This window comes from Alicyclobacillus acidocaldarius subsp. acidocaldarius DSM 446, from assembly GCF_000024285.1.
Taxonomy (GTDB): domain Bacteria; phylum Bacillota; class Bacilli; order Alicyclobacillales; family Alicyclobacillaceae; genus Alicyclobacillus; species Alicyclobacillus acidocaldarius.
Window position 1 is genome coordinate 1,179,062 of sequence record NC_013205.1, and the last position, 11,902, is coordinate 1,190,963.

Annotated in this window: 15 protein-coding genes; 14 read left to right on the forward strand and 1 reads right to left on the reverse strand. The window is 55.2% G+C overall.

Features of this window, described 5'->3' with window-relative positions; translation table 11 throughout:
* The first annotated feature begins 105 nt into the window (after positions 1 to 105).
* From AACI_RS05620 to AACI_RS17265, 7 genes are all read left to right on the forward strand, one after another.
* The gene (locus tag AACI_RS05620) at positions 106 to 912 is read left to right on the forward strand and encodes a transposase (RefSeq protein WP_012810503.1); all 807 of its coding nucleotides are present in this window, start codon (positions 106 to 108) and stop codon (positions 910 to 912) included.
* Positions 913 to 1,153: 241 nt separating this feature from the next.
* Positions 1,154 to 1,570: a hypothetical protein gene (locus AACI_RS05630; RefSeq protein WP_012810505.1), complete on the forward strand. Its 417-nt coding sequence runs from the start codon at positions 1,154 to 1,156 to the stop codon at positions 1,568 to 1,570.
* Positions 1,571 to 1,745: 175 nt separating this feature from the next.
* Positions 1,746 to 3,032: a DNA cytosine methyltransferase gene (locus AACI_RS05635; RefSeq protein ID WP_236011753.1), complete on the forward strand. Its 1,287-nt coding sequence runs from the start codon at positions 1,746 to 1,748 to the stop codon at positions 3,030 to 3,032.
* Positions 3,013 to 3,636, forward strand: a complete 624-nt coding sequence (locus tag AACI_RS05640) for an Eco29kI family restriction endonuclease (protein ID WP_012810508.1) — start codon at positions 3,013 to 3,015, stop codon at positions 3,634 to 3,636. Before AACI_RS05635 ends, AACI_RS05640 begins: the two co-directional genes overlap by 20 nt.
* 26 nt (positions 3,637 to 3,662) lie before the next feature.
* Positions 3,663 to 4,139, forward strand: coding sequence for a very short patch repair endonuclease (locus tag AACI_RS05645; protein WP_081442661.1), 477 nt, complete (start codon positions 3,663 to 3,665; stop codon positions 4,137 to 4,139).
* A gap of 613 nt (positions 4,140 to 4,752) precedes the next feature.
* Positions 4,753 to 5,130, forward strand: a complete 378-nt coding sequence (locus AACI_RS05650; protein ID WP_012810509.1) for a hypothetical protein — start codon at positions 4,753 to 4,755, stop codon at positions 5,128 to 5,130.
* Positions 5,131 to 5,154: 24 nt separating this feature from the next.
* Positions 5,155 to 5,325, forward strand: a complete 171-nt coding sequence (locus AACI_RS17265) for a DUF433 domain-containing protein (protein ID WP_012810510.1) — start codon at positions 5,155 to 5,157, stop codon at positions 5,323 to 5,325.
* Positions 5,326 to 5,470: 145 nt separating this feature from the next.
* Here the strand turns inward: AACI_RS17265 and AACI_RS05655 are convergent, their stop codons facing one another.
* Positions 5,471 to 6,289 carry a Dam family site-specific DNA-(adenine-N6)-methyltransferase gene (locus AACI_RS05655; protein ID WP_012810511.1) on the reverse strand — a complete coding sequence of 273 codons (819 nt, stop codon included), beginning with the start codon at positions 6,287 to 6,289 and terminating at the stop codon, positions 5,471 to 5,473.
* Between the two features lie 55 nt (positions 6,290 to 6,344).
* Between AACI_RS05655 and AACI_RS05660 the strand changes: the two genes are divergently transcribed.
* The 7 genes from AACI_RS05660 to AACI_RS05695 all read left to right on the forward strand — a co-directional run bounded on the left by AACI_RS05660 (position 6,345) and on the right by AACI_RS05695 (position 11,221).
* The gene (locus tag AACI_RS05660) at positions 6,345 to 6,689 is read left to right on the forward strand and encodes a hypothetical protein (protein ID WP_012810512.1); all 345 of its coding nucleotides are present in this window, start codon (positions 6,345 to 6,347) and stop codon (positions 6,687 to 6,689) included.
* Positions 6,690 to 6,768: 79 nt separating this feature from the next.
* Entirely contained in the window at positions 6,769 to 7,833 is a 1,065-nt protein-coding gene (locus AACI_RS05665; protein ID WP_012810513.1) for a glycoside hydrolase family 130 protein, read from the forward strand.
* 260 nt (positions 7,834 to 8,093) lie between these two features.
* Positions 8,094 to 8,720 (forward strand): sigma-70 family RNA polymerase sigma factor, encoded by a 627-nt coding sequence (locus AACI_RS05670; RefSeq protein WP_041707362.1) that lies wholly within the window; start codon positions 8,094 to 8,096, stop codon positions 8,718 to 8,720.
* Between the two features lie 1,156 nt (positions 8,721 to 9,876).
* On the forward strand, positions 9,877 to 10,260 hold the full coding sequence (locus AACI_RS15890; protein ID WP_012810518.1) for a gamma-glutamylcyclotransferase family protein: 384 nt from the start codon (positions 9,877 to 9,879) through the stop codon (positions 10,258 to 10,260).
* A gap of 80 nt (positions 10,261 to 10,340) precedes the next feature.
* Complete coding sequence (locus AACI_RS05685) at positions 10,341 to 10,538, forward strand: hypothetical protein (RefSeq protein WP_012810519.1); 198 nt, start codon at positions 10,341 to 10,343, stop codon at positions 10,536 to 10,538.
* 48 nt (positions 10,539 to 10,586) lie between these two features.
* Complete coding sequence (locus AACI_RS05690) at positions 10,587 to 10,874, forward strand: hypothetical protein (protein WP_012810520.1); 288 nt, start codon at positions 10,587 to 10,589, stop codon at positions 10,872 to 10,874.
* 74 nt (positions 10,875 to 10,948) lie between these two features.
* Entirely contained in the window at positions 10,949 to 11,221 is a 273-nt protein-coding gene (locus AACI_RS05695) for a hypothetical protein (protein ID WP_148213742.1), read from the forward strand.
* Positions 11,222 to 11,902: the final 681 nt, after the last annotated feature.

Consider the following 11,902-nt stretch of genomic DNA (forward strand, 5'->3'; position numbering starts at 1 on the left):
CGAGCCGCAAATTTTACACCACTACTCGAGACTCTAACTCGCGTGGCGTTTCCTCGTCGCGAATTTAATGCTACGGCGGTATACTGAGATCACACGGAGGTCACGATGAAACTGGCGCGGAACGCGAATGACATTGTCGCGAAGCACTTGACGAACGCGTTGCCGGGTGATGTGTTGTCGGTGATTGGCATTCATGATGCGCACGTCGTGCGTGCGTTGCCGACGGAGATTCCGAAGGTCGAAGTGCGGCAGGAATTCACGGACATCATGTTGGAGTTGGCGAACGGGGCGTTGTTGCATCTTGAGTTTCAGACGACGCGAGAACCGGCGTTTTATCGGTTTGCGGCGTATGATCTGGCGATCGCGGAGCGCTATAGGCGCCAGGTTCGAACCGTCATCCTGTACACGGGCGACGTCAAGGAAGCGCCGTCGGAACTGGACGCAGGTAGCTTGTGTTATGCTGTGGAAAACGTATACCTGAACCGGCTGGACGGTGACGGCGTGCTAGAGACCGTGAAACGGCACTTGGCCACACACGAGTGGACTGCGGAAGACCGAGTGCGGCTGGCGTTTGCGTTCCACATGCGATTTGACCGGCGGACACGGGGCGAGGCGTTTGAGGAGATTGTCGAAACTGTACAGAAGGTACCAGATCGGAACGAGCAGGACTATTTGGCGGCGCTCATTTTGGGGTTCAGCGGACGGGTTTTGGCGGAAGAGCAAAAGGCGCGTTTGAGGAAAGTGTTGGAGATGACGGAGTTGTTGAAGGAGATTGAGCAAGAAGCACGCATAGAAGAGCGCAAGGAAATTGCGGCACGTATGTTCCGCAAAGGTGCTTCTGTGTCCGACGTAGTGGAGTTGACCGGGCTGTCGGAAGAGGAGGCGCGGGAAATTCAGAAACAGATTCACTAAATGAGGAGTGGATGGCCGGGAGGCGAAGACGATGAGCAAAGCCCGCAACCGCCGGGCGAAGCGCGTTCGCGAAGGCGGACTGGATCCGACGATTTCGCGAGGGACGTGGTTGCGAAAGCCACAGACGCAGGTAGTGCCGAACAAGAAAGCGGAGAATCGCCGCGCAGCTTGCCGGAGGTGGCAGGGGCGCGGCGAGTTTTTTGCCCTGCAAAGTCCTCCCTTTGGGGAGGGATCATTATAAGTGATTCTCGAAATGATCGCTTGGTACGTCGTGATTGGTGGCGTGTTGATCGGGTGTCATTACCTTCATGTCGCTGTCGTTTGGCGGGTCTCGGCGGGAATGGGCTATTTGATTCTGTCGTGGCTTTGGTATTTGTCGTTGCGCAAGAATGACCCGTCGGTCAGCGACCCGTTCGGAGCGTTGATGATGGCGGGTTACACGGCGGCAGTGTGCTTGGGGCTTGCGTTTTCTTCGGTAACGCCTGTAAAAGGACTGATCGTGGGATATGTGTTGTGGGCCTGGGTTGCCAGCTCGTACGCTGGAAGGTTCGCGTTTCGCAAGAAGGAAGGAAATCTGGTGGAGATGCTCGGCGTGGTGATCTTTCCGCATGTGGTGGTCTGGGAAGATTGGTGGTTGAAGAAGCGAGGCGTATGTTAAGTGGGTTGAAGAGTTTGATTGTTGAGTTGTTTTGTGTGGAATGGAACGCGCTTTTCCATATGCGGCAGGGATGGTGTATTGTGGCGGTTTTGTCGCCTTTATATGGAAAAGGATTTTAATTCTCTAGTTGCGTCATTACGCGTTTCGACGAATGTTGACCATGTGGACAAGGTGGATGGCGATCGAGACGGTTTTGTTTCGTAAACAGCTTGTTGGTTTTGAAGGAAATCGTCATGATTTGAAGAACTCATACTCCGGAGAGAGGAGTGTTCGCATGAGGTCGGTTGAACTGTTCGTTGGAGCCGGCGGTCTTGCGATGGGGATATCAAACGCCGGGTTTCGGCACGTGGGATTATACGAATGGGATCGATACGCGTGCGACACCATACGTTTCAATAAGGAAAGAAACGTGGGGCCGGTCCGAGATTGGCCGATTTATCAACTTGACGTGCGAAGTGTCGATTTCACTCAATATCGCGGTATTGAACTTCTCGCAGGAGGCCCCCCATGTCAGCCGTTTTCATTGGGAGGCAAACATCGTGGACGCGAGGATCACCGGAATATGTTCCCCGAAATGATTAGGGCGGTCAGGGAGATCCAGCCGAAGGTCGTCTTGATCGAAAACGTGAAAGGATTACTGCGGGAGTCCTTCGCGAAATACTTCGAGTACATACTTCTTCAAATCTGTTATCCCGAAATCGTTCCTAAGGAAAACGAGGATTGGACGGATCACTTGTCTCGTTTGGAACAGCAACACACCAAAGGTCGCTACCACGGCCTTTCTTATCGTGTGGTGTTCCGCTTGCTTAACGCTGCGGATTACGGTGTACCTCAAAAAAGGGAACGGGTGTTTATTGTCGGCTTCCGAAGTGATTTGAACATCGAATGGTCGTTTCCCAATCCAACGCATTCTTTCGACGCCCTTCTTTACGATCAATGGGTTACGGGGGAATATTGGGAACGGCACCGGGTTGCGAAAAAACATCGTCCTGACATTCCCGACAAACTCAAAAAGAGAATCGAAAGTCTTCGGATGGGACTAAGACTAATACAGGGCGCTCCGTGGGTTACTGTGCGCGACGCCATTTCCGGTCTTCCCGATCCGGAAAGCGAACAAGACTGCGGCGTACCCAACCATCGTTTTAATCCCGGAGCCCGAGTTTATCCGGGACACACCGGAAGTCCGCTCGATGAGCCTGCGAAAACCCTAAAAGCCGGGGATCACGGCGTTCCCGGCGGAGAGAACATGCTTGTGAAACCGGATGGCACCGTACGTTATTTCACGGTGCGGGAGAGCGCGCGCTTGCAGACGTTCCCGGACGAGTACGTGTTTAGCGGGTCTTGGACGGAGAGCATGCGCCAATTGGGGAACGCAGTTCCGGTACGGTTGGCTCATTTCATCACTAAAGACATCAGAACACGTCTTGAATGGAGTGTCGCTGATGCAGGAAAAGCCGTATAATCCGCTTGAAAAAAGGAATCTCGCCATCAGCGTCAGCGATGCGCTTTTGGAACGTCCTATCTCGAAGTTGCCGCCTCCCGAACCGTTCGAGGGGGCGGGTATCTACGCCATCTACTACACCGGGGACTTTTCTCTGTATCAAAAAATCGCGGAGCGTAACCGAAACGGACGTTTTGAAGCTCCGATATACGTGGGTAAAGCGGTCCCCCCTGGTGCGAGAAAAGGCGGTTTCGGACTGGACATTCCTCCCGGCCAAGTCCTATATAGACGGCTATGCGAACACGCCGAGTCAATAAAGCAAGCGCGTAACCTCGATATTGAAGGCTTTTATTGCAGATACCTCGTGGTAGACGACATTTGGATACCGCTAGGAGAATCACTTTTGATTCAACGCTTTTCGCCGGTATGGAATCAAGTTCTCGATGGGTTCGGGAACCACGATCCTGGGAGCGGAAGATATTCGCAACAGCGTTCGAGGTGGGATACCGTACATCCTGGGAGAGTTTGGGCCGACAGGTTAACACCGAACGCCGAAAGCCTCGAGAAGATAGTTCAAGCCGTTGAAGAGTTTTTGAGAAACTGGCAACCGGATACGCGCCGATAAAGGGTCCGTTGACATGGGTGCTCGCCATGACCGACAATGTTTCACGCCAACATCGAAGCGAAATTATGCGGGCAGTTCGAGCGAAAGACACGTCGCTCGAGTTGATGGTGCGTCGAGCGGAATGGGCCAAGGGCGTTCGATTCCGTGTCAATGCGAAAGATCTTCCCGGAAAACCGTACATTGCAATAAAGAGGGTGAAATTGGATATCTTTATTGATTCTTGTTTCTGGGACAGATGTTCTAAACACGGAAGGATCCCAAAAAGCAACATCGAGTTTTGGCGTAATAAAATAAAGCGCAACATGGAACGAGACAAAAAGGTGCTCAACCAGTACCAAACAATGGGGTGGGACGTTTTGCACATTTGGGAACACGAAATACGCGACAATTTGGAACGTGTCGTCGACGCGATCGTCGGGCGAATCCAAACTCTGAGGTCGAACAACGGAAGATCGACCATTGAAAATGGTGGCGTTCAATTCGAAGCGGACGTTGGCGAGTAAAGCGTACGGTGACGTTGCGAGTTTCCCTGATATTTTAGATGTTCTCTACCTTTGCTGCCGCGTCGCCCTACATGTAGGGTGGCGCGTTTTGTTAATGGCGAGACACTTACCATACATCTCGCATGGAGTTCGAGCAGAGGCAATGGAAAAGCAGATCCCTCGACAAAAGGTACTTTCGTGTCATTCGGATGCTGGCATGCGAGCGGCTGAAACGGCGGGACGAGACACCTAGGACGGTAGCGGCTTACAAAGGTAGGAAAACCGTACGCGAAGTTGTTGCCGGTTGAGGTGTTCCATCCCGACAAGAACGTATCAACAACGAAGTACGCGATTCGTTGGAAGTTGGCGGTCTTGCAAGAGTTGGAAAAGTGATAATGGTGAATCCTCACAAATGTATTGAGCAAGATCTGATCTAAACTTGTTTCAGGGATTAGGTACAGTGATTGGATATAAAGAAGCTGTCTGCCCCGCTGCGGCACATCCAACAGGTGTTTCGCGGCGGGGCCTCGTGTACACACGTGCACGAGCGGAAAATTGAGCTTGCACTCGAAACGAATGTAAAACATCACCATTAGGGCGTCAACCGAGAGGGCTTGAGGAGGAAACGCAGGGCATGGCCATGCGAGACTATCCGCTTTACACGCTTTCCGAAGTCGATCGACTGACCCGTGTTATGCCGGGCACGGCAAGTCGATGGTTACAACGTTCGCGCACGGATGGTGCGACGTTTGAGGATTTGATTGAAGTCCTGATTGTGGGTGAATTCAGAAAGCATGGCTTGTTGTTTCGGGACATAAGGCGCGTGGTTGTCGAATGCGAGAAGGCGTTGCGGATTCCACGCCCTTTCACAAGTTGGGCATTTCGTACAGGCGGATGGCGCGTGATAAAGGAGACCAAAATGGAATTTCTGCGGGAGAGCGTATTTGACGTTGCTTATCAATATGGACTACCACGATGGCCGTGTGTCCGCATGGTGGCCTCTTGGACGTGATGTCGGAATTCGAATAGCGCCTGAATGGGGGGCGGGCGACCGGTCATTTCCAGACAAGGTATCCGAACGGATGTTCTTTGGGAACGCTGGGAAGCCGGTGACAGTATCGCCGATATTGCCAAGGACTATGGAATCACACCAGCAGAAGTCGAAACGGTACTGCGCTTTGAGGCACGTTATCTGAAAGCCGTGTGAAGTTTGCGGCGAACGATTTTGCCAGGTCCCTTGAGGACCCAGCAAGTTGTGGGTTCTCGTCGAAAGGCTATGACGCTGGGCATCGCCACTGGCATGCGGTGATTCGAGGCGGATCGCAGTCGACAATTGCTTCGCACCTGGCAAATTAGGGTGGCCAAAAGATCGCCAGGATCTCCTCGGCTGTACGGGCGGCCTGTCGATGTTGGACTCCGATATTGCGCGGCGCGCGGACGGAGACGAGCTGGGCACCTCGATAGAGGGATTCGGTTGCTGGCGTGCGGTGATTCGAGATCTCCACGGTCACACCGCGGCGAGCGAGCTCACGCGCATATCCAGCCAGCGCCATGTGGTCATGCCACGAGAAGCCGCCCGGCGCGTATTCGGTAAAGTTCGCGGTGTCGGACAGTGGCACATAGGGTGGATCGCAGTAGACGACGTCGCCAGGACGCGCCTGAGACATCAGGTCGCGAAAGTCGGCGTGGACGAACGAGGCGCGTTTGGCGTGCTCGGCAAACAGGCGCATCTCTGCTTCTGGGAAATAGATTTTCCGACGATAGCCGAACGGAGTGTTGAAAGCGCCGCGGCGGTTGTAGCGCATGAGGCCATGGATTCCGTGTCGATTGAGGTAAACGAAGAGAATTGCTCGCCGCCATAGGTTTTGAGTGGCGTTAAATTCCTGGCGGAGCGCATAGTACCGTTCTGGCGCGTTGTTCTCAGGCACAAACAGTTCACGGCAGGCGCCGATAAAGGCTTCGCCATAAGCCTGTAGTGTTCGATGCACGAGGATCAAGTCTGGATTGGCATCGCCGAGTAGATATTCGGGATAGTCAGTGTTCAAAAACACCGAACTCGCGCCGACGAAAGGCTCGATCAGCCGACGGCCGGGTGGCAGGAACGCGCGTAGGGCGGAGACGATGTGGGATTTGCCGCCGGGCCATTGGAGATAAGAGCGACGGATGGGCATGGACTGCACCTCCGCCGGAGAGGGGGATGGAGGGCAAAGTCAAGGAGGCGATTACATGTCGTTCGAGCAAACTCTTCTGCAAGAATGGGTTCGACAGATGTTGAAAAATGCGCGACGGCATCAGCGAAAACGAGCGCGCCAACCATCTAACGATTACGAACGTGGTGCTGTGAACGCGTACTATGAAATGCTGAAATCGTTGCGAAACACGCTTGAGACGTTTGGTCAGGACTTTCGCGCGTATGGACTGGACGTTGATCTGGAGGAAGAACTGCTGAGCCTACGGCGGGCAGGGCGACGAGGTCCGCGCCGAAGCATTCGCGATGTGGCGGGCGCGTGGAAGGAGCATGAACAAGAGGTTCGAGAAGAATTGAAAGAAATTTTGGGCCGCGAGTGGTAAGCGACGTCACTCGCGGCTTGTTTGTCGTACAATCCACCCATCGGTGGAGACGAATCCACTCGTATGGGAGGAATCCATTATGCCCGCCATTCGCTATCCCGAAAATCCCCTGATCACGCCTCGCGACGTTCCACCCTCTCATCCTGACATGAAGATCATCGGCGCGTTCAACGCAGGCGTGGCGCGGTACCAAGGAGAGACGATTCTCGTGTTACGCGTCGCGGAGCAGGCCGTTGCCGACGAGGACACTGTGGGCGTCCCCATCTACAACGCCGAACGGAAGTCTGTCGAAGTCCATCGTATCAGTCGCAAGGATCCACGCTTCGACTTGTCGGATCCCCGCGCCGTGCGGCACAAGGACACGCTTGAACCGGTGTGGCTCACATCGATGTCGCACCTTCGGCTGGCGCGAAGCCGAGACGGTCGGCACTTCACGGTGGAGGAGAGACCGTTTCTTGCCCCCGAGACGCCGTATGAGGCGTTCGGCATGGAAGACCCGCGGGTCACGGAGATCGACGGCGTGTTCTACATCACGTACACCGCCGTGTCCGAGTACGGCATCGCGGTGGGACTCGCCGTAACGCGGGACTTTCGCGAAATTCAAAGGCTCGGACTCATCCTGCCGCCGGAGAACAAGGACGTGGTGTTGTTCCCGGAGCGCATCGGCGGGCGGTACTATCTGCTGCATCGACCCGCGCCCAAGAGCATGGGCGATCTGGACATTTGGCTCGCGTCGTCGCTGGATCTGGAGACCTGGGGCCGACATCGGCGGCTGATGGGTAGGAGACCCGGTATGTGGGACGGTGCGCGTGTCGGAGGCGGCGCGGTGCCGATTCGGACAGACAAGGGCTGGCTGGTGCTGTACCACGGCGCCAACGAGAAAAACGAATACGCGATGGGGGCGTGCCTGCTCGATCTGGAGGATCCGTCGAAGTTCATTGCGCGGTCCACGGAACCGATACTGAAGCCCGAGGCGCCTTATGAACTCAACGGCTTCTTCGGCGGCGTGGTGTTCTCGTGTGGCGCATGGGTCGAAGGGGGCATTGTGCATCTGTACTACGGGGTGTCGGATGAGGCGATGGCGGGAGCGGATCTATCGCTACGAGAAGCCCTCGACCTGGTTACTGATAAGATGACCGTCTAATAGAAACGTCAACGGGCCTCGTATTCGAGACCCGTTGACGCCTTCGTCTTGGAGGCTCTGGTTCTTGCCATAACACGCAAATGACCGATCAATCATTGGGGCGGTCACCTGCTCGCCTTGAGGACACTGCCCAGGCGTCGGTGCCCGAGCGTCGGAGTCGCGACCTCCGGCGCTCTTTTCAGCTTAAGTGTACCATATCGAGGATATTCGTCAATGCGCTCTTGCCCTGCACCTCCCTCACTATCGGGGGCGATTTCGTGATGGACACGACATTGGTACTTTCGGCAAAACGCGGTGACCAGGACTCTTTCATGGCGCTCTATCGCGAGTTCCATGCCAGAATCCGGAGCTGGATTCGAAACTACTGGATACCAGGAGCCGACCGCGAGGACCTGATGCAGCACGCGTGGATCGGGTTTTGGGAGGCCATACGAGACTACGATGTTCGTGGCAAAGTGCCGTTTCGGGCGTTCGCGAAGATGTGCGTCATGCGTGAGATCCAGGCGGCACTAAAGATGGCGCGGCGACAGAAGCATGTCTCGCACTTGACGGCGCTGTCGCTTGATGCGGAGTGCCCATGGATCGAGGACGCGGAGCGCACGGTGCTGGACGTGTTCGTCGATCGCGCGGCACCGAGCGTGGACGATATGGTGTTTGGGCCACCGCCAAGTGCGGGTCCAGAGGAACTCGTGGCATGGGCAGAGCGGCATTGGGGGCTGAGATTGACGGAGCTCGAGCGCGAGGTGTGGCGGTTGCGGGTCGAAGGGCACTCGTACGCGGAGATCCAGCGGATGTTGGGATGCGGATACAAGGCGGTGGACAATGCGGTGCAGCGGCTGAGGCGGAAGGCGAAAATGTTGGTGAATAATGCGAACTTGCAAACATGATGAAGTTCTGGTCTGAGAGGTCACGGATCTATGGGACTTCGTTTTGTGACGACATGGGCCGCAGTGCTCGTTCCCTGCGCGCTGATGGTGGGGATCGCGGTTCGGTTGCAGTTGACGTATCGAGACATACGATACGTCAAATACACACCGTTGGTTTTCTGGATCGCGTGCTTCTGGTATCCGATCGTTGGAGGCAAGCTTTTGTGGCAGGAGCAAAACGTGCAGCGTCGCCACCGCGCGGTTTTGTGTGTGCGATGGGTGCTCTGGTGCTATCGATATTTGCCAATCACGGTGGGCGCAGCTTGTCGTTGGGTTCACGATCCAGCTCAAGGTGTAGCACGTGTTTATACTGTGTGGAGGCAACTCGCGATGAGTAGTACCTAAGAGTGGGCGACAAAAGTTGACATCGATTGTGCGGTGTTTCTATGGTCTTTCTTCAACAGATGTGCTATAATTAGGGTTGCCTAGGTCAAGATCATCTTTGGGCTCCTCAAAAATTTCTTTTCTTGTCCAGCCCGCAGGGCGTCCGGTCGGTTTCGGTCCCCCAACCTCCGCCGACCGCCCGCTTGGGCTTCGCTCATGCTTTCGGAGTTTCCGCAGTTATGTTCAGACCCCGCTACGTATCGTGCGAGGTCAATCCCCTGCAGGGGGCATTTGGGCTTGGTGTTTCATGAGCGCCGGGCCTTTGTCATGCCCGTGTAACTCAACAGGCAGAGCAGCCGCCTTGTAAGCGACCTGTTGTAGGTTCGAATCCTGTCGCGAGCTTAGGCCCGTAGACGCATATTGCCCCATGTGGTAAGATAATCATGAACATAGCAGGAGGGTTAACCCCTCCTGCGAGGTTGATGTGGCTTCCCCGCCTTCGGATTGCGGCCTGGGCGGGGATTGCCGTTTAAGGCCCGCAGGATGTCTGCAAGCGCATGCCCGATTCGGGCAAGGCTCCAGCCCACCGCTACGAGCATCACAGCAATGTGCTGCCACATCCCTCTCACCCCCTTTCGACAAAGGGGGTGCAAGGAGAGGGTTTCCCTCCCAATACAAGCCTATCACGAAGATCCCAGACTTTCAATAGAATCTGGATTGGGTGTTTTATTGACCCATATACAGGTTGATATTAGAATTGGAACTAGAATCGCGTTAGGGAGGGGGTATGTGCATGGGCATGCATACGGTGTTTGTGTATGGCACATTGCGAAAGGGCCAGCCCAATCGAGCGGTGATGGAACCGTATCTGGTGGCGGATCTTGGCGAAGGCCAAATCCGCGGCGCGATGTATGACCTCGGGCCGTTCCCGGCGGTGTCGCTGGAGGAGGACGGCGTGGTCACGGGCGAGTGGGTCAGGGTGACAGACGAGGGTCTTGCGCGGCTCGATCGGCTGGAGAGTTATCCGAGGTTTTACGATCGGGCGATCGTTTCAGACACCGCAAATGGGCTACGCGGATGGGTGTATTGCATGAAGAAGCGGCGGGTGGATGGATACGCGAGAGTCGAGAATGGGGATTGGGTAGCGCATCAGGCGCAGCAAGCGGCCGTTCGATGAACATGCGCGGTGATCGTATCATCTCAGAATGCGGTTTTTGTCTTACAACCCCCCTCTAAGTAGAAAGGGGGTTTTTCTTTATGTATGTGTCCGACACCACGATGCAGGAACTGATCGAGGAGTACCGTGCTCATCGTCGTCTGCTCTTGGCGCAGTTGCGGGAGATGGATCGTTCGGCTCGGGAGCGCCAACGGGTGTTCCAGCGCATCCGGTCGATGTCGTGGCCGAAATGGATGCGGCTGGACCTCGAGCAGTACGCGGGCTGTTGGCGGTGTTGAGAACTGTGCGGTTCGTTGGGGCGAAGGCCACGATAAGGGTGGTTAGGCATGACAGAGCTTGAGATCTTGGCACTGAGACTGGCCTGCAAAGCGCGGATAGAAAGGGACGGAACAGTAACGGTACCCTTGGACGACGTGATCACATTGCGGCGTGTGCTGATTGACGAAATGACAAGGAAATTGACTGCGATGGGATGGACAGAGTCTGCTCGAGAAGACGGACGCGTGGTGATGTACAGCAAAGGGGATCGCGGCGTATGGCTTCTGCTCAATCCCACCTTTGCAGATTGGGGCATTCGGATGTCTGAGGCGATTAGGGAATTGATCTGGAGATAGATGAAAACCATCAGGCGGCGTCTTTCACGTGATTCAGGATGATGGCGCGCTTGAGCTCGTTTTCGAGGTGGTAGGTGAATTTGGCGGTTTGTCATGCGATTCGTGTCCAGGTGGAAAGGCGGGTTGGCATGAGTCCGTGGTTCGTTGTCGCTGGCTATGTGGTTATTGGCCTACTTGTTATGCTGATTGCGGATGTTATCGAAGGTATTGAGAATGTTAAGGGCATGATTCGAATGGCCATACTGATGCTGTGGCCTCTATTCCTCACAATTCCCTTGATCTGGTTGTTGGCGAATGGTTACAAAGCATTGGTAAAATGGATCAGAAAAGTGCTACGCATTCATTGAGATTCATTGAGGCGTTCAAAAACAAGCTCCCCTGCATCGTGCTCATTGATGCAGGGGAAGTGCTTTGGGGGTAATCGTTGCGAAACCAACCGCTTTACCATCATCGCTGGCCTAACACGATGATACGACGTTTCGTCACTGTTGCCAAGACTCACAACAACACGATTTCGCCCCGGCCGTGGATGAATGGCCGGGGCGCGCGAAAGGAGCCGAATCGTGGCCAGCCTCAGGCAAGTGCGTGTCGCCACATGGATAGTCTAGATCGTAGCGAGAGGTCGGACGTTGTCTTTGAGTGTCGAATTCTTGTCCAGATGCGACGACCTCCCTGCACCACCGTCTGCGTGCAGGGAGGTCGTGTGGAAAATGGAGGGTGCCTCTATCGTCCGCTGGCCTTCATCGCCCGACCGTTTCACGCCACGCATGCAACTCTTACACCTAGTTCCCTCGCCCCGGTTCCTTCCATACCGTATGGGGCAAAGTGGTTGGGGTCCGGGGCGGTCGGAAAGGGGCTACAGAACAGCACCAAGAGCATGGAGCGTGTCGGCCTAAGCTGAGCTTAGTCCAGTTCGCGTTGTCGATCCTTGTCTTACGATGCTGAAATCTTGCCCTTGTCGATTCGGTTGAAGGACAAAAAGCCCGCACCTAGAGGTGCGGGTGGGTTAGGTGAAGAGGTCAGTGAGA